Raw genomic sequence first — 16,038 nt, forward strand, 5'->3', positions numbered from 1 at the left:
TGGGCGTCGAATGTAGCACGCTGAATCCCGGCGTCACGCTTCGCGGCTGGGCAAGCCAGCCTTAAGCGGTGCCGCCGACGGTCAGGCCGTCGATGCGCAGCGTCGGCTGGCCAACACCCACCGGAACGCTCTGGCCTTCCTTGCCGCAGACGCCGACACCGGTGTCCAGCGCCATGTCGTTGCCGATCATGCCGATGCGGGTCAGCGCGTCCGGGCCGTTGCCGATGATGGTCGCGCCCTTGACCGGGTACTGGATCTTGCCGTCCTCGACCCAGTAGGCCTCGCTGGCAGAGAACACGAACTTGCCGCTGGTGATGTCGACCTGGCCGCCGCCGAAATTCGTCGCGTACAGGCCCTTCTTGATGCTGGCGACGATCTCCTGCGGGTCCTTGTCGCCGCCGAGCATGTAGGTGTTGGTCATGCGCGGCATCGGCACATGGGCGTAGCTCTCGCGGCGGCCGTTGCCGGTGGGCGCGACCCGCATCAGGCGGGCGTTCATCGCGTCCTGGATGTAGCCGGTCAGGATGCCGTCCTCGATCAGCACGTTGCGCTGCGAGGCGCAGCCCTCGTCGTCGACGTTCAGCGAGCCGCGGCGATCGGGGATCGTGCCGTCGTCCAGCACCGTCACGCCCTTGGCTGCCACGCGCTGGCCCATGCGGCCGGCGAAGGTGGACGAGCCCTTGCGGTTGAAGTCGCCTTCCAGGCCATGGCCCACCGCCTCGTGCAGCAGCACGCCAGGCCAGCCGGGGCCGAGCACCACGGTCATCTCGCCGGCCGGGGCCGGGCGCGACTCGAGGTTGGTCAGCGCGGCCGAAGTCGCCTGCTCGACGTAGCTGGCGATCATCTCGTCGGTGAAGTAGGCCAGGCCGAAACGCCCGCCGCCGCCGCCGCTGCCGACCTCGCGCCGGCCGTTGCTTTCGGCGATCACGGTGATCGACAGGCGCACCAGCGGCCGCACGTCGGCCGCCAGCGTGCCGTCGGCGCGCGCGATCAGCACCACCTCATGCTCCGCCGCCAGGCCCGCCATCACCTGCACGATGCGCGGGTCCTTGGCGCGGGCCATCTTCTCGGCGCGCTCCAGCAGCGCGACCTTCGATGCGCTGTCCAGGCTGGCGATCGGATCGGCGCCGCCGTAGAGCGCACGGCTGCCGGGGATCGTCGGCTCCGACGGCACCTTGACGCGCCGGCTCTGACCCGCCGCGGCAATGGTGCGCACCGTGCGCGCGGCATCGAGCAGCGCGGCCTCGGTGATGTCATCCGAATACGCGAAAGCCGTCTTCTCGCCGGCCACCGCGCGCACGCCGACACCCTGGTCGATCGAGAAGCTGCCGCTCTTGACGATGCCCTCCTCCAGGCTCCAGCCCTCGGCGCGCGTGGTCTGGAAGTAGAGATCGGCGTCGTCGACGCGATGCTCGGTGATCAGGCGCAGGGCACGTGCCAGCGTCGCCTCGCTGAGGCCGTAGGGCTCCAGCAGTTGGCTGCGGGCCGCTGCCAGGCGGGCGATGGTGGGTTCGACGGAGATCATCGGCCGATTCTAGGACCGCAGGGCTCACAGTTCATTACACATCGGCGGTCCACCACTCGCCGTGGAGGGGCGTTCGAAACTCAAGCTCGATCGTCCGAGCGACAACCGCAAAGGAACCCTGACATGCGCAACACGACCCGACTGATCGCCCTGCTGTCCCTCGCCGGCTTTGCCGCCCTGAGCCAGGCCCAGACCGCCACGCCGCGCATCGACCAGCGCGAAGCCAACCAGCAGGCCCGCATCAACGAAGGCGTCGCCACCGGCGAGCTGACCCACAAGGAAACGCGCCACCTCGAGAAGCAGCAGGCCAAGATCCATCGTGCCGAGCACCAGGCCAAGGCCGATGGCGTTGTCACCCCTGCCGAACGCGCCCGCCTGACCCGCATGCAGAACAAGGCCAGCCAGAGCATCGAGAAGGACAAGACCAACGGCCGTGTCGCCGGCTGAGCGGCAAGGCTCGGTCGCTTCAGCCTTCTTCGTCGCGCGCCTTGCGGATCGCCAAGGCCGCGTCGTAGAGGCGGTTGCGCGAGCTGCCGCTGAGCTCGGCCGTCAGCGCCACCGCCTGCTTCAGCGGTAGTTCGGCCAGCAGCAGGTTCAGCGCACGCAGCGCCTCGGCAGGCAGTTCGTCCGCCTCGTCCGAGGCTCGCGCACTCAAGGCATGCAGCACCAATACGAACTCACCACGCTGGCGCTGCGCATCGGCCGCCAGCCATGCCGGCAGCGAAGCAGCGGCGGCCGTGTGCACCGTCTCGAACTGCTTGGTCAGCTCGCGGCAGACGGTCACCTGCTGATCGGGGCACAACTCGGCCAGCAGGCCGATCAAGGCCTCGATCCGGTGTGGTGCCTCGAACAGCACCTGGCTGCGCGAGCTGCCGCACAGGCGCTGCAGAGCCGTGCGGCGCTCGGCCGCCTTGGTCGGCAGGAAGCCGGCGAATTCGAAGCCTTCGGCGGCGGTGTCGCCGGCCACGCTCAGCGCTGTCACGGCGCTGCTGGCGCCTGGGATCGGCAGCACGCGCAGACCAGCCGCTGCGACAGCAGCGACCAGGGCCGCGCCGGGGTCGGAGATCGCCGGCGTGCCGGCGTCCGTCACGTAAGCGATGCGCTGGCCTTGCTGCAGCCGCGCCAGCAGCGCCGCGCCGCCTTCGCGCTCGTTGTGCTGATGCAAGGCAACGAGTGGCTTGTGCAGGCCCAGGTGGCGCAGCAGGCCTGCGGTGACTCTCGTGTCCTCGCAGGCCACCGCGTCGACGAGGCTCAGCACGTGGACCGCGCGGAACGTCATGTCCCCCATATTGCCGATCGGCGTCGCGACGACGTACAAGGTGCCGGCGGGATACTGCTGGCCACCGGCGGCAGCGGCAGCCGCCTGTTGCATCAGCAGCGAGGCGTCGATGTTCAACAAAAGGGAGTCTCCGAAATCACTGGCGGGCCGAGCCGGCGAGGACCGCGCGCTGCAGCATCTGCTGCGCCAGGGCCTGCGGCTGGTGGAGCGCAATTATCGGGTCGCCGCCGGACCCGGCGCCCGCGCCGGCGAGGTGGACCTGATCATGCGCGATGAACGCGACGGCACCTTGGTCTTCGTCGAGGTGCGCGCACGCGCCGATGCATCGCACGGCGGCGCGGCTGCCAGCGTCACGCGCGTCAAGCAACAGCGCCTGATCTACGCCGCGCAGCACTACCTGTTGCGGCATGCCACGCCACCGCCCTGCCGCTTCGACGTGGTCGCGCTGGAAGGCGCAGGTATCGAGTGGCTGCAGGCGGCCTTCGGCACCGATCGGTGACTTATGATCCCGCGACATGCTGGAACAACGGATTCAACAACAATTCTTCGAGAGCGCCGACCTGTTCTACCAGGTCGCCGAAGGCCTGTCCCGGCCGGTGGCGACGGCGGCGCAGATGCTGGTCGACGGCATCACCGGCGGGGGGCGTGTGCTCTGCTGCGGCCAGGGGCTCTCCGCCCTGGATGCCAGCTATATGGCCGCACTGCTGATCGGACGTTTCGAGCAGGACCGGCCGGGCCTCGCCGCCTGGTCGCTCGATGCGCTGGTCCACGGCAGCCTGCCGCAGGACGCGGCGCTGGCCCGCCAGGTGCAGACGCACGGCCATCCGGGCGACCTGCTGCTGGTCTTCGATTCGCAGCGCGCGGCCTGGGCCGCCGTGCTGGAAGCAGCGCAGGCCCAGGACATGAGCGTGATCGCGCTGACCGGCAGCCAGGACGACGAACTGCGCGGCCTGCTGCGCGATACCGACGTACAGATCCGCGTCCCTCACAGCCGCCAGCCGCGCGTGGCCGAAGCGCACCGGCTGCTGGCCCACTGCCTGTGCGACGCGGTCGACATGCAGCTGCTCGGCACCGGCGAGTAAGCCATCTACCCACACTCCAGAGCAAGACATGACCCCATCCATCTGCATCCTCCCCCGCCGCGCCCTGCTGCTCGCCACGCTGGCCGCCGCCGCGCTCGCCAACACGGCCTGCGCGCCGATCCTGCTGGGCGGCGCCATGGTCGGCGGCACGATGGTCGCAACCGACCGCCGCACCTCCGGCACCCAGGTCGAGGACGAAGGCATCGAGCTGAAGGCCGGCCAGCGCATCAAGGAACAGCTCGGCGACCGGGTCCACATCAACGTCAATAGCTACAACCGCGTCGTGCTGCTGACCGGCGAGGTTCGCGCCGAGGAAGACAAGGCGGCGATCGTGCGCATTGCCAGCGGTGTGGAGAACGTCTCGAAAGTGCTGGATGAGACGGCCGTCACCTTCCAGAGCTCGCTGTCCAGCCGCTCGAACGACGTGCTGATCCAGACCAAGATCAAGGCCACGCTGGTCGACGCCAAGGACCTGATCAGCAACGCCTTCTACGTCGTCGTCGAGCGCGGCGACGTGTTCCTGATGGGCCGCGTGACCGAGCGCGAGGCCAAGCGTGCCAGCGACCTGATCGCCGGCATCCAGGGCGTCAAGCGCGTCGTGCGCTGCTTCGAGATGATCAGCGAGGACGAGCTGGCGAACCAGCTGCCCCGCCCCGCCGCGAAGCAGCCCTGATCTGATCGATTCCACTAACGGCGTCAGCCAGGGAGGCTGTCATCGATCCGAACCTGCTGAAGGAACTGCGCATCGGGCATGACGAGCGCGACAGCGCCGGCCCGCCGGGCTGGGTCTGGCCGACGGTGGCAGGCGTCGTGATCGTCGGCGCGCTCGCCGCGGGCGGTGCCTGGTGGTTGATGGCCAACCGCGCGGTGCCGGTCACCGTCGCCGCCGCGCAGGCGGTCGGCGGCAGTGGCGCCGCGGCGGGCGCCGTGCTGCAAGCCACCGGCTACATCGTCGCGCGCCGCCAGGCCACGGTGTCTACGCAGATCACCGGCACCCTGACCGCCGTCTACATCGACGCCGGCGACAAGGTCACCAAGGGCCAGGTCCTCGCCCGGCTGGAAGACGCCTCGCAGCGCGCAGCGCTCGATGCGGCGCGCGCCAATGCACGCTCGGCCGAGGCGCAGATCGAGCAGGCGCGTGCCCAGCTCACCCAGGCCCAGGCCGATGCGCGCCGCCAGCGCGACCTGCTCGCCCAGGGCATGGTCTCGCCCCAGGCGGCCGAGCAGGCCGACACGGCCGTGGTCGTCAACCAGACCACCGTGCTGGCCCGCCAGCGCGCCGCCGACGCGAGCCGCGCCCAGCTGGCCGAGGCGCAGGTGCAGTTCGACTACACCACCGTGCGCGCCCCCTTTGCCGGCGTCGTCACCGCCAAGGCGGCGCAGGTCGGCGAGATCGTCTCGCCGCTGTCGGCCGGCGGCGGCTTCACCCGCACGGGCGTCGGCACGATCGTCGACATGGATTCGCTGGAGATCGAAGTCGACGTGAACGAGGCCTCGATCGGCCAGGTGAAGCCCGACATGCCCTGCGAGGCCGTGCTCGACGCCTACCCTGACTGGAAGATCCCCGCCCACGTGATCGCGATCATCCCGACCGCGGACCGTGGCAAGGCCACCGTCAAGGTACGTGTGGGCCTCGATCAGAAAGACCAGCGGATGGTGCCCGACATGGGCGCGCGCGTTTCCTTCCTCCGTGAAGCGGAGAAGAAGGCGACAGCGGGCGCACCGCCGGCGCGCGGCGTCTTGATTCCGGCGCAGGCGGTGGTACAACGCGACGGCGACAGCGTCGTCTTCACGCTCGGCAGCGACGGCCATGTGCACCAGCGCAAGGTCAAGGCCGCCGGCAACGTCGGCGAGCTGACACGGATACCGGACGGCATCGAAGCCGGCGAGCAGGTCGTGCTGTCGCCGCCGGCAACCCTGAAGGACGGCGCCGCCGCCACGACGGCAACAGCAGCGACCAGCAACTGACGACGGCCAGCGGGGCCGCAGCGAGGAGATCGAATGGCCCATCTGATCGAGATCCGCGACCTCTCCAAGGTCTACACGCGTGGCAAGCAGAAGGTCGAGGTGCTGCACCACATCGACCTCGACGTCGAACAGGGCGACTTCCTCGCGCTGATGGGCCCGTCCGGCTCCGGCAAGACCACGCTGCTGAACCTGATCGGCGGCCTGGATGCGCCGACCGGCGGCACGCTCAGCGTCGCCGGCCAGCGGATCGACCAGCTGAAGCCGACGGCGCTGGCGCGCTGGCGCTCGTCGCAGGTCGGCTTCGTGTTCCAGTTCTACAACCTGATGCCGATGCTGTCGGCGCAGCGGAACGTCGAGCTGCCCTTGCTGCTGACGAAGTTGTCGGCCAGTGAGCGCAAGAAGCGCGCGGCCATCGCGCTGCAGCTCGTCGGCCTGGCCGACCGCGCCAGCCACAAACCCACCGAACTCTCGGGCGGCCAGCAGCAGCGCGTGTCGATCGCCCGGGCGATCGTCTCCGACCCGACCTTGCTCGTCTGCGACGAACCCACCGGCGACCTGGACCGCGAATCGGCCGAGGGCGTGCTGGCCCTGCTGGGCACGCTGAACCGCGAACACGGCAAGACCATCGTGATGGTCACGCACGATCCGAAGGCCGCCAGCCGCGCGCGCCACACGCTGCATCTGGACAAGGGCACGCTGGTCACGTCCGACGCGGCAGCGGCCGCCTGACGCGATGAAGTACCTCCACCTGATCTGGGCGGCGCTGTTCCGGCGCAAGACCCGCACGGTGCTGACGCTGGTGTCGATCATCACGGCCTTCCTGCTGTTCGGCCTGCTCGACGCGGTGCGCATCTCCTTCCAGCAGGCCGGCCAGAGCGCCAACGGCGCCTCGCGGCTGCAGACCGGCTCGCGGCTGTCGTTCATCCAGACCTTGCCGATCTCGCTGCTGCAGCAGATCGAGAAGGTGCCCGGTGCCAAGCTCGTGACCTACGCCAACTGGTTCGGCGGCGCCTACAAGGACCCGCACAACCAGGTGTTCAGCTTCGCCGTCGCGGATAACTACCTGGACCTGTTCCCCGAGATCGACGTCAGCGCCGACGAGCGCAAGACCTGGCTCGCGACGAAGAACGGCGTGCTGGTCGGCGAGACGCTGGCCAAGCGCTTCGGCTGGAAGGTAGGCGACCGGTTGCCGCTGCAGTCGCAGATCTTCCCCGACCGCGACGGCAGCAAGAACTGGCAGTTCCAGGTCAGCGGCATCCTGCGCGCCAAGGACAAGAAGTCCGGCGGCTTCTTCGACGGCATGGTGCTGCTGCACTGGAAATTCTTCGACGACACGACGCCCTACAACCAGGGCGCGGCCGGCTGGTACGTGACCAAGGTCGACGACGTCAACAATGCCGACCGCGTCGCCCGCGCGATCGACGCGCTCTCGTCCAACTCCGACCATGAGACTCGCACGCAATCCGAGCAGGCCGCCACCGCTGCGTGGATCAAGCAACTGGCCGACATCGGCCTGATCGTCGGCTCGATCATGGGCGCCGTGTTCTTCACCCTGGTGCTGCTGGCCGGCAACACGATGATGCAGGCGGTGCGCGAGCGCACCAGCGAGCTGGCCGTGCTGAAGACGCTGGGCTTCAGTGACCGCTCGGTGCTGGCGATGGTGCTGGCCGAATCGGGCCTGCTGCTGCTGATCGGCGGCTGCATCGGCCTGGGCCTCGCCAGCGTGCTGGGCCCGGCGATCTCGGCCGGCAGCGGCGGCACGCTGAACCTGCCCGCCGCCGGCGCCGGCAGTTGGGCCGAGGGCATCGTGCTGATGCTGGTGATCGGCGCCATCGTCGGCGCGCTGCCGGCCTGGTGCGCGATGCGCCTGAACATCGTCGACGCCCTGGCGGGGAGGTAAGACGCAATGCGAGTGATCGTCAATATCTTCACCTTCCTGCTGCTCATCGCCACGCTGGTGGTCTGGGTCTTCCTGCCCTGGTTCGTCGCGCTGGCGCTGCTGGTCCTGCTGTTGATCTGGCTCTGGACACCGCGCCTGGGCGAGCGAACACGCTCCGTGACGGCCGTGGGCCTGTCCACTTTGCCGCAGCGCCTGGGCAGCGCGGCGGTGATCGTCGTCGGCATCGCCGGCGTCGTCGGCGTGCTGGTCGCGCTGCTGGCGATGGGCGAAGGCTACCGCCAGGCGCTGACCGGCAGCGGCAGCGAGGACGTGGCCATCATCCTGCGCGGCGGCTCGTCGAACGAGGTCTCGTCGGTGCTCTCGCGCGACAACATCGTGCAGATCGAGCAGGCGCCCGGCATTGCACGCAACGACAAGGGCGAGCCGCTGAGTTCGGCTGAGTTGGTCGTCGCGGCCAACCTGCCGGTGCGCGGCGGCGGCCCGGACGATGTCGGCAGCGTGCAGCTGCGCGGCGCCGGTGAGCAGGCGTTTGCCGTGCGGCCCAAGCTGAAGCTGACGGCCGGCCGGCGCTTCCAGCCGGGCCTGCGCGAGCTGATCGTCGGCGCCGGCGCGCTGCGCCAGTTCTCCGGCATCGAGCTGGGCAAGGAAGTGCGGCTGGGCAGCCAGTTGTGGACGGTGGTCGGCGTGTTCAGCACGGGCGATGCCTTCGATTCCGAGATCTGGGCCAGCGCCGAATCGGTGGCCGACGCCTACCGGCGCGGCAGCAGCCGCACGACGGTGATCGCCAAGCTGACGAGCCCCGACGCGCTGGTCGGCCTGAAGAAGGCGCTGGGCGACAACCCGCAACTCGCCGTGGACGTCAGCACGACGCTGGAGTTCTACGCCAAGCAGAGCGAGGGCATCGTCAAGGTGCTGCGCATCATCGGCATGACAGTGGGCGCGATCATGGGCATCGGCGCGCTGTTCGGCGCGCTGAACACGATGTTCGCCGCCGTCGCGGCGCGAGCCCGAGAGATCGCCACCCTGCGCGCGATCGGCTTCGCCGGCCCGCCGGTCGTCATGGCCGTGATGATCGAGACGCTGCTGCTGGCCCTGCTCGGCGGCCTGCTCGGCGGCGCGATCGCCTGGGCGCTGTTCGACGGCTTCTCCGCCTCGACGATGGCCGCCGGCTCCGTCGGCAAGCTCAGCTTCTCGCTGCGCGTGACGCCGCCGCTGCTGTGGGAAGGCCTCAAGTGGGCGCTGGCCATCGGCCTGATCGGCGGGCTCTACCCGGCGCTGCGCGCGGCGCGGCTGCCGGTGACGACGGCGCTGCGGGAGTTGTAAAGATCTTTCGCCACGGCTGACATCCGACGCCAGCGGGTCTATGGTGTCGAAATGGTGGATTCGATCAGCCTAAGCAGTCTGGTCGGCGGCACGACAGCCGCCGCCCCTGCCAGCGCGTCGACCAGCGCCAGCAGCAGCACCGACCTGTCACCGACCGAGCAGGCGGCGCTGCAAACGGATGAGAGCGTGATCCTCAGCCTGGACGGCACGAACGTCAGCAGCGGTCCGTCATCGCCGCTGGACCTCTACCGGCAGCTATCCCAGCTGGGCTCGCAGCTCGATGGCAGCAATGACTCCAGCGCAATCGACCAGAACAGCAACTGGGCCACACTGCTGAAGAGCCAGCCGGGGCTGGCCTCGGTGGCGGTGCAGGACACCGCGGACCAGGCGCTGCTGACTCAATCGCTCAACGCAGTCGCTTGATCAGGCTGGACGTGTCCCAGCGGTTGCCGCCGAGCTTCTGCACGTCGGCGTAGAACTGGTCGACCAGGGCCGTCACCGGCACGCGGGCACCGTTGCGCCGGGCCTCGTCCAGCACCAGGCCCAGGTCCTTGCGCATCCAGTCGACGGCGAAGCCGAAGTCGAACTGGTCGTCGACCATGGTCTTGCCGCGGTTGTCCAGTTGCCAACTCTGCGCGGCGCCCTTGCCGATCACCTCCAGCACCAGCTTCATGTCCAGACCGGCGGTCTGGCCGAAGGCGATGGCCTCGCTCAGGCCTTGCACGAGGCCGGCGATGCAGACCTGGTTGACCATCTTGGCGAGTTGGCCGGAGCCCGCGCTGCCGACGTGGGTCACGGCCTTGGCCATCGCCAGCGCCACCGGCTTGATCGTCTCGAAGGGCTCGGCATCGCCGCCGCACATCACGGTCAGCGCGCCATTGACCGCACCGGCTTGGCCGCCGGACACCGGTGCATCGACGAAGTGCAGGCCGCGGCCGATCGCGGCGCGGTGCAGTTCGCGGGCGATGTCGGCCGAGGCGGTCGTGTGGTCGACGAAGACCGCGCCGGGCTTCATGCCGTGGAAGGCACCGCCTTCGCCCAGGGTCACCGAGCGCAGGTCGTCGTCATTGCCGACGCAGGCGAAGACGATGTCGGCATCCTTCGCCGCCAGCTCGGGCGTCGGCGCGGCGGCGTGGCCGTATTCCTTGACCCAGGCTTCAGCCTTGGCGGCGCTGCGGTTGTAGACGGTGACCTGGTGGCCGGCGCGGGCCAGGTGGCCGGCCATCGGATGGCCCATCACGCCCAGGCCCAGGAAGGCGACTTTGCGTGGGGTAACGGTGTTGTCGTAGCTGCGGGTACTCATGCCCGGCAGGTTACACGATGCTCAAATGTTCCGTGCCGGTGGAGAGGTCGCCAGAGCGCGCGCGTTCGCTGTTCAGCTTGATCTGCAGGCGCAGGTCGTTGACCGAGTCGGCATTGCGCAGCGCGTCCTCGTAGGTCACCTTGCCCAGCTCGTACAGGTCGAACAGCGCCTGGTCGAAGGTCTGCATGCCCAGCTCGCGCGAACGCTTCATCAGCTCCTTGATCTCGCTGATCTCGCCCTTGAAGATCAGGTCCGACACCAGCGGCGTGTTGAGCATGATCTCCACCGCCGCGATACGGCCCTTGCCCTCGCGCCGCGGCAGCAGGCGCTGCGAAACCAGCGCACGCAGGTTCAACGACAGGTCCATCAGCAGCTGGCTGCGCCGCTCTTCAGGGAAGAAGTTGATGATGCGGTCCAGCGCCTGGTTGGCGCTGTTGGCGTGCAAGGTGGCCATGCAGAGGTGGCCCGTCTCGGCGAAGGCCACCGCGTGTTCCATGGTCTCGCGGTCGCGCAGCTCGCCCATCAGGATCACGTCGGGTGCCTGACGCAGCGAGTTCTTCAGCGCGGATTCCCAGGTGTCGGTGTCGATGCCGACCTCGCGCTGCGTGACGATGCAGTTCTTGTGCGGGTGGACGAACTCGATCGGGTCCTCGATCGTGATGATGTGGCCGTGCGTCGTCTCGTTGCGCTCGTCGATCATCGCCGCCAGTGAGGTGCTCTTGCCGGAGCCGGTGGCGCCGACGACGATTACCAGCCCGCGCTTGTTCTGCACCACTTCGCGCAGCACCGGCGGCAGGTCCAGCGAGGAAATCGTCGGCAGCGTGGCCGGAATCGTCCGCAGCACCAGGCCCACCGAACCCTGCTGCAGGAAAGCATTGGCGCGGAAGCGGCCGATGCCCTGCGGCGAGATCGCGAAGTTGCACTCCTTCGTGCGCTCGAACTCGGCCGCCTGCTTGTCGTTCATGATCGAGCGGGCGAGCTGCAAGGTGTGCTGCCCGGTCAGCGGCTGCGGCGAGACCTTGGTGACCTTGCCGTCGACCTTGACGGCGGGCGGGAAGTCGGCCGTCAGGAACAGGTCCGAGCCCTTGCGCGAGACCATCAGGCGCAGCAGGTCGTTGATGAATTTGGAGGCCTGGTCGCGTTCCATGGAGGGGTCCTAACTCACAGATTGAGCGGGACCGGAAAGTTTTGTCGCGACTGCGTCACGACAAATTTCCCTGGCTTTAGCCAGGGAAATTTTCCGGCATCTTTGCCTTCGAACGAGCTTCAGCAGGCGAGATCACATTGCGCCGCACCAGGTCCGTGAGGTTCTGGTCCAGCGTCTGCATGCCGAGCTGGTTGCCGGTCTGGATCGACGAATACATCTGCGCCACCTTGTTCTCGCGGATCAGGTTGCGGATGGCCGAGGTGCCCAGCATGATCTCGTGCGCGGCGACGCGGCCGCTGCCATCCTTCAGCTTGCACAGGCTCTGCGAGATCACCGCCTGCAGCGACTCCGACAGCATCGCGCGGACCATTTCCTTCTCAGCCGCGGGGAACACGTCGACGATACGGTCCACCGTCTTCGCGGCGGACGAGGTGTGCAGCGTGCCGAATACCAGGTGGCCCGTCTCGGCCGCGGTCAGCGCCAGGCGGATCGTCTCCAGGTCGCGCATTTCGCCGACCAGCACGCAGTCCGGGTCCTCGCGCAGCGCGGAGCGCAACGCGTTGGCGAAGCTCATCGTGTGCGGCCCGACCTCGCGCTGGTTGATCAGGCTCTTCTTGGACTCGTGCACGAACTCGATCGGGTCCTCGATCGTGAGGATGTGGCCGTACTCGTTTTCGTTCAGGTGGTTGACCATGCCGGCCAAGGTCGTCGATTTGCCCGAGCCGGTCGGCCCGGTCACCAGCACGAGGCCGCGCGGCCGCAGCGCCAGTTCGGCGAACACCTTGGGCGCGTTCAACTGCTCGAGCGACAGGATCTTCGACGGAATCGTCCGGAACACGGCACCGGCGCCGCGGTTCTGGTTGAACGCGTTGACGCGGAAGCGCGCCAGGCCCTGGATCTCGAACGAGAAGTCGACTTCCAGCGTCTCCTCGTAGATCTTGCGCTGGGCGTCGTTCATGATGTCGTACACCATGTCGTGGACGGCGCGGTGATCCAGCGCCTCCACATTGATGCGCCGCACGTCGCCGTGGACCCGGATCATCGGTGGCAGGCCGGCCGACAGGTGAAGGTCGGATGCCTTGTTCTTGACTGAGAATGCCAGCAGTTGAGTGATGTCCATGATCAAGAAGAGTTAGCCGGGCCATTATGGCGACGATCCCCGAAAACTTGTACCGCACGCAGGAGCGCATCGCCGCCGCCTGCGCCAAGGCCGGACGCAGTGCGCAAAGCGTCACGCTGCTCGTGGTTTCGAAGACATTTCCGCCGGCCGACGTCCGCGCGGCGCACGCCGCCGGTGCACGCCGTTTCGGCGAGAACTACGTCCAGGAAGCGCTGGACAAGATCGCCGCCCTGGCGGACCTGCGAGACGGCGTCGAATGGCACCTGATCGGCCCGCTGCAGAGCAACAAGACCAAGCCGGTGGCCGAGCAGTTCGACTGGGTCCATAGCGTGGACCGCCTGAAGATCGCGCAGCGCCTGTCGGAACAGCGGCCGCCGGAGCTGCCGCCGCTGAACGTCTGCCTGCAGGTCAACATCAGCGGCGAGGCCAGCAAGAGCGGACTCGCCCCCGGCGAGGTCGCGGCGCTGGCGCAGCAGGTCGCTGCGCTGCCACGGCTGAAGCTGCGCGGCCTGATGGCCGTACCGGAGCCGGCTGCTAACGACGAAGATCAGCGCATCCCGCACCGCGCGCTGGCCGCGCTGCAGGCACAGATCAATGCCGAGCAAGGCCTGACCCTGGACACACTCTCCATCGGCATGAGCGCGGATCTGGAAGCGGCGATCGCGGAGGGTTCGACGATGGTCCGCGTCGGATCGGCGATCTTCGGTTCGCGCAGCAAGACCTGACACCTCGTCCGATCGCCGAGCACTCCCCTCTAGGGAAAACCCAAGGAGCTGGTGCGTACTTGTTCACGCCCCCTAACGTTCAAAACAAGCGGTAACAACTGAAGCCCCGCGACACTGATGCCAAGCCAGTCCCATGAGGCTGCGCAGCCAATATCAAGTCGCGAGGGAATACCGCATGAACCTGCTCACACAGTTGCGCATCAACCACCGCCTGGCGGTGAGTTATGGCCTGCTGATCCTGCTGCTGATCGTGATCGGCAGCTACGGCGCCTCCAACGCCAGCCGCCTGGCCCACGATCTGGACACCACGGCCAATTCCAGCCTGGTGAAGATCGCCTCGGCCAATGCGCTGGACAGCAGCGTCGCCATCGTCGCGCGAGCCTCGCGCGACCTGCTGCTGCTGGACACCGCCGGCGGCATCAAGAAGCAGAAGGCCGCCATCGCCGGCGCGCTGGAAGAAAGCAAGAAGCAGCTCACCAGTCTCGAAGCGACGGTGGACGGCGACAAGGAAAAGGCGCTGATGCGCGATGTGCGCGAACGCCAGGGCAAGTTCTTCGACTCGGTCGCCCAGTTCCTGAAGATCCAGGCCGACGGCAGCCCCGACGAGGCCCGCGAGAGCCTGATCACCGTCGTGCGCCCCGCGCAGCAGGCCTACCAGGACGGCCTGAAGGGCCTCGTCGACCTGCAGTTCAACAATGCACATGACCTCGCCGTCAGCGGCGGCGAGATCGCCCGCAACTCGGTGCTGGTCACCTTCGTGCTGGTGAGCGTCGCTGCCGTCATCGGCATCGGCGGCGGCTTCGTGATCGCCCGCTCGATCGTCGTGCCCGCTCGTCGTGCTCAAGAGGCCGCCGAGGCCATCAGCGCCGGCGACCTGACCCGCACGATCGCCATCGAGGGCAAGGACGAACTGAGTCAAATGCTGCGTGCGATGCAGGACATGCAGAGCGCGCTGTCCGGCGTCGTCAACAGCGTCAGCACCGCCGCCAGCGAAGTGGCGCACAGCTCCAGCGCCATCGACGGCAGCAAGGTCAACCTGAGCGACCGCACGGCCCGCTCGGCCGCCAGCCTGCAGAACACGGCCGCCTCGGTCGAGCAGATCGCCTCGAACCTGAACGAGGCCAGCGACCTGGCCCGCCGCGCGGCCGACATCGCCACGAAGGCGCGCCAATCGGCCTCGGCCGGCGGCGCCGTGGTCTCGCGCGTCGTCTCCACGATGGAGGAGATCAGCGCCAGCTCGAAGAAGATCGGCGACATCATCGGCGTGATCGACGGCATCGCCTTCCAGACCAACATCCTCGCTCTGAATGCCGCGGTGGAAGCCGCCCGTGCCGGCGAGCATGGCCGCGGCTTCGCGGTCGTCGCCGCCGAGGTCCGTTCGCTGGCCCAGCGCAGCGCCACCGCCGCCAAGGAGATCAAGGCGCTGATCGAGGAGTCGTCGAACAAGGTGCAGAACGGCACCAAGCTCGTCGACAACGCCGGCGTCACGATCCGCTCGGTCGTCGACGAGGTGAACAACATGGGCCAGCTGATCGAGGAGATCTCGAGCAGCGCCCAGGAACAGGCCAGCGGCGTCGGCGTCGTCAACAACGCGATGAGCGAACTGGACCGCGCCACACAGCAGAACACCACGCTGGTGGACGACCTCAGCGTCGCCACCGATGCGCTGAAGAACAGCTCCTCGCGGCTGCTCGACGCGGTCGGCTTCTTCCGCGCCGTCCCTGCCTGAACCCAGTCAATCCGCCTAAATAACCCGTTACCTCAACAGCATCAACGAGGCCACTACATCATGAAGAACGTCGTTTTCTCCACCCTCGCCGCCGCAGCCCTCGCCCTCGCCATGGGCAGCGCCCACGCCGACCCGAAGGTCATCAAGAAGGTGCCGCCGGAGTTCCCGCGCGAAGCCGTGCAAGCCTCCGTCAACAGCGGCACCGTCAGGGCCAAGCTGTCGATCGAAGCCGACGGCAAGGTCAGCGCCGTTGACATCATCGAAGCCCAGCCCCGCAAGGTCTTCGACCGCGCCGTCAAGGCCGCGCTGATGGATTGGCGCTTCGAAGCCAGCGGCGAAAAGCAGACGCACGAGGTCAAGCTGGTGTTCAGCAACGAAGACTGATCGAGCCGCTCAGGGAAAGAACGAGCGCATAAGAGAAAGCCCGCCATCCGGCGGGCTTTCTTCATTGGGGCTTGGCCTGCTCAGCGCACCCGCTGCATCTCCGCCGCATCCGGCCGCTCCGCGCTCGAATGCGCCACGTGCACCCAACCGAGCACGCTGACGAACACCGCCAGCGCCAGCCCGCCGAGGGCCAGCCGACGCTTGCGCTCCTGCTGCGCGAGGAGGCGGCTGCGCCGCGGGGGTGCCGGGGCCATGAAGCTGGCGGGAGTCGCGGCGACGGCTCGTTCGATGCGTAGCACCCTGCCCGCCTGCTTACGTCCGTCACCACTGGTCACAATTTCGAAACTCAGGGCCTCGCCGGGTTGCGGCGGCGCGCCATCGCGCGGGAAGGCCGACACGTGGACGAACAACTCCTGCCCGCCTTGCTCGGGAGCGATGGCGCCATAGCCACGCTCAGGGTTCCACAGGGACAAGGTACCTTCGAATCTCATCGCCAACGACTCCAACATCTCTTTTGGCAATGATGCGGCCCGCCCCGGCGGAGCTCGCTACA

Annotated in this window: 18 protein-coding genes; 12 read left to right on the forward strand and 6 right to left on the reverse strand. The window is 68.0% G+C overall.

What is annotated here, in order from left to right; all coding sequences use genetic code 11:
* Positions 1–61: 61 nt before the first annotated feature.
* A complete protein-coding gene (gene tldD, locus SNE35_RS01405) occupies positions 62–1,525 on the reverse strand; it encodes a metalloprotease TldD (RefSeq protein WP_320420981.1) in 1,464 nt (487 codons plus the stop codon).
* A 123-nt stretch (positions 1,526–1,648) separates the two neighbouring features.
* Between tldD and SNE35_RS01410 the strand changes: the two genes are divergently transcribed.
* Positions 1,649–1,972 carry a hypothetical protein gene (locus tag SNE35_RS01410; protein ID WP_320420982.1) on the forward strand — a complete coding sequence of 108 codons (324 nt, stop codon included), beginning with the start codon at positions 1,649–1,651 and terminating at the stop codon, positions 1,970–1,972.
* 19 nt (positions 1,973–1,991) lie between these two features.
* Here SNE35_RS01410 and rsmI read toward each other — a convergent pair whose 3' ends face one another.
* Positions 1,992–2,897, reverse strand: a complete 906-nt coding sequence (rsmI, locus tag SNE35_RS01415) for a 16S rRNA (cytidine(1402)-2'-O)-methyltransferase (protein ID WP_320421594.1) — start codon at positions 2,895–2,897, stop codon at positions 1,992–1,994.
* 16 nt (positions 2,898–2,913) lie between these two features.
* Here rsmI and SNE35_RS01420 point away from each other — a divergent pair, with 16 nt between their 5' ends.
* The 8 genes from SNE35_RS01420 to SNE35_RS01455 all read left to right on the forward strand — a co-directional run bounded on the left by SNE35_RS01420 (position 2,914) and on the right by SNE35_RS01455 (position 9,500).
* Positions 2,914–3,303, forward strand: coding sequence for a YraN family protein (locus tag SNE35_RS01420; protein ID WP_320420984.1), 390 nt, complete (start codon positions 2,914–2,916; stop codon positions 3,301–3,303).
* A 16-nt stretch (positions 3,304–3,319) separates the two neighbouring features.
* Entirely contained in the window at positions 3,320–3,886 is a 567-nt protein-coding gene (locus SNE35_RS01425) for an SIS domain-containing protein (protein WP_320420985.1), read from the forward strand.
* A gap of 28 nt (positions 3,887–3,914) precedes the next feature.
* Positions 3,915–4,559 carry a BON domain-containing protein gene (locus tag SNE35_RS01430; RefSeq protein ID WP_320420987.1) on the forward strand — a complete coding sequence of 215 codons (645 nt, stop codon included), beginning with the start codon at positions 3,915–3,917 and terminating at the stop codon, positions 4,557–4,559.
* Between the two features lie 125 nt (positions 4,560–4,684).
* Positions 4,685–5,854: an efflux RND transporter periplasmic adaptor subunit gene (locus tag SNE35_RS01435; protein WP_320420989.1), complete on the forward strand. Its 1,170-nt coding sequence runs from the start codon at positions 4,685–4,687 to the stop codon at positions 5,852–5,854.
* A 33-nt stretch (positions 5,855–5,887) separates the two neighbouring features.
* Positions 5,888–6,583: an ABC transporter ATP-binding protein gene (locus SNE35_RS01440; protein ID WP_320420990.1), complete on the forward strand. Its 696-nt coding sequence runs from the start codon at positions 5,888–5,890 to the stop codon at positions 6,581–6,583.
* Between the two features lie 4 nt (positions 6,584–6,587).
* Positions 6,588–7,754 (forward strand): ABC transporter permease, encoded by a 1,167-nt coding sequence (locus tag SNE35_RS01445; protein WP_320420991.1) that lies wholly within the window; start codon positions 6,588–6,590, stop codon positions 7,752–7,754.
* Positions 7,755–7,760: 6 nt separating this feature from the next.
* Entirely contained in the window at positions 7,761–9,077 is a 1,317-nt protein-coding gene (locus SNE35_RS01450) for an ABC transporter permease (RefSeq protein ID WP_320420992.1), read from the forward strand.
* Between the two features lie 51 nt (positions 9,078–9,128).
* Complete coding sequence (locus tag SNE35_RS01455) at positions 9,129–9,500, forward strand: hypothetical protein (RefSeq protein ID WP_320420993.1); 372 nt, start codon at positions 9,129–9,131, stop codon at positions 9,498–9,500.
* Here SNE35_RS01455 and SNE35_RS01460 read toward each other — a convergent pair.
* The 3 genes from SNE35_RS01460 to SNE35_RS01470 all read right to left on the reverse strand — a co-directional run bounded on the left by SNE35_RS01460 (position 9,484) and on the right by SNE35_RS01470 (position 12,647).
* On the reverse strand, positions 9,484–10,380 hold the full coding sequence (locus SNE35_RS01460; RefSeq protein ID WP_431312693.1) for an NAD(P)-dependent oxidoreductase: 897 nt from the start codon (positions 10,378–10,380) through the stop codon (positions 9,484–9,486). The two genes, SNE35_RS01455 and SNE35_RS01460, sit on opposite strands and share 17 nt — an antisense overlap.
* Before the next feature lie 10 nt (positions 10,381–10,390).
* Entirely contained in the window at positions 10,391–11,527 is a 1,137-nt protein-coding gene (locus SNE35_RS01465; protein ID WP_320420994.1) for a PilT/PilU family type 4a pilus ATPase, read from the reverse strand.
* Between the two features lie 76 nt (positions 11,528–11,603).
* Entirely contained in the window at positions 11,604–12,647 is a 1,044-nt protein-coding gene (locus SNE35_RS01470) for a type IV pilus twitching motility protein PilT (protein ID WP_320420995.1), read from the reverse strand.
* Between the two features lie 26 nt (positions 12,648–12,673).
* Here SNE35_RS01470 and SNE35_RS01475 point away from each other — a divergent pair, with 26 nt between their 5' ends.
* The 3 genes from SNE35_RS01475 (at position 12,674) to SNE35_RS01485 (ending at position 15,485) form a co-directional block, all read left to right on the forward strand.
* Positions 12,674–13,372, forward strand: a complete 699-nt coding sequence (locus SNE35_RS01475) for a YggS family pyridoxal phosphate-dependent enzyme (RefSeq protein WP_320420996.1) — start codon at positions 12,674–12,676, stop codon at positions 13,370–13,372.
* A gap of 175 nt (positions 13,373–13,547) precedes the next feature.
* Entirely contained in the window at positions 13,548–15,101 is a 1,554-nt protein-coding gene (locus tag SNE35_RS01480) for a methyl-accepting chemotaxis protein (protein WP_320420997.1), read from the forward strand.
* Between the two features lie 60 nt (positions 15,102–15,161).
* Entirely contained in the window at positions 15,162–15,485 is a 324-nt protein-coding gene (locus SNE35_RS01485) for a TonB family protein (protein ID WP_320420998.1), read from the forward strand.
* An 80-nt stretch (positions 15,486–15,565) separates the two neighbouring features.
* On the opposite strand, the gene SNE35_RS01490 is transcribed toward SNE35_RS01485, so the two are convergent.
* On the reverse strand, positions 15,566–15,976 hold the full coding sequence (locus SNE35_RS01490) for a cold shock domain-containing protein (protein WP_320420999.1): 411 nt from the start codon (positions 15,974–15,976) through the stop codon (positions 15,566–15,568).
* Positions 15,977–16,038: the final 62 nt, after the last annotated feature.

The sequence above is a fragment of the Roseateles agri genome (assembly GCF_034043675.1).
Lineage (GTDB): Bacteria > Pseudomonadota > Gammaproteobacteria > Burkholderiales > Burkholderiaceae_C > KK5.

Coding starts and splice junctions, on each gene's coding strand:
- tldD (WP_320420981.1), bottom strand. CDS start 1,525: ATGATCTCCGTCGAACCCACCATCGCCCGCCTGGCAGCGGCCCGCAGC.
- rsmI (WP_320421594.1), bottom strand. CDS start 2,897: ATGCAACAGGCGGCTGCCGCTGCCGCCGGTGGCCAGCAGTATCCCGCC.
- SNE35_RS01420 (WP_320420984.1), top strand. CDS start 2,914: ATGTTCAACAAAAGGGAGTCTCCGAAATCACTGGCGGGCCGAGCCGGC.
- SNE35_RS01490 (WP_320420999.1), bottom strand. CDS start 15,976: ATGAGATTCGAAGGTACCTTGTCCCTGTGGAACCCTGAGCGTGGCTAT.
- SNE35_RS01425 (WP_320420985.1), top strand. CDS start 3,320: ATGCTGGAACAACGGATTCAACAACAATTCTTCGAGAGCGCCGACCTG.
- SNE35_RS01410 (WP_320420982.1), top strand. CDS start 1,649: ATGCGCAACACGACCCGACTGATCGCCCTGCTGTCCCTCGCCGGCTTT.
- SNE35_RS01480 (WP_320420997.1), top strand. CDS start 13,548: ATGAACCTGCTCACACAGTTGCGCATCAACCACCGCCTGGCGGTGAGT.
- SNE35_RS01445 (WP_320420991.1), top strand. CDS start 6,588: ATGAAGTACCTCCACCTGATCTGGGCGGCGCTGTTCCGGCGCAAGACC.
- SNE35_RS01460 (WP_431312693.1), bottom strand. CDS start 10,380: ATGAGTACCCGCAGCTACGACAACACCGTTACCCCACGCAAAGTCGCC.
- SNE35_RS01440 (WP_320420990.1), top strand. CDS start 5,888: ATGGCCCATCTGATCGAGATCCGCGACCTCTCCAAGGTCTACACGCGT.
- SNE35_RS01485 (WP_320420998.1), top strand. CDS start 15,162: ATGAAGAACGTCGTTTTCTCCACCCTCGCCGCCGCAGCCCTCGCCCTC.
- SNE35_RS01430 (WP_320420987.1), top strand. CDS start 3,915: ATGACCCCATCCATCTGCATCCTCCCCCGCCGCGCCCTGCTGCTCGCC.
- SNE35_RS01470 (WP_320420995.1), bottom strand. CDS start 12,647: ATGGACATCACTCAACTGCTGGCATTCTCAGTCAAGAACAAGGCATCC.
- SNE35_RS01475 (WP_320420996.1), top strand. CDS start 12,674: ATGGCGACGATCCCCGAAAACTTGTACCGCACGCAGGAGCGCATCGCC.
- SNE35_RS01450 (WP_320420992.1), top strand. CDS start 7,761: ATGCGAGTGATCGTCAATATCTTCACCTTCCTGCTGCTCATCGCCACG.
- SNE35_RS01465 (WP_320420994.1), bottom strand. CDS start 11,527: ATGGAACGCGACCAGGCCTCCAAATTCATCAACGACCTGCTGCGCCTG.
- SNE35_RS01455 (WP_320420993.1), top strand. CDS start 9,129: ATGGTGGATTCGATCAGCCTAAGCAGTCTGGTCGGCGGCACGACAGCC.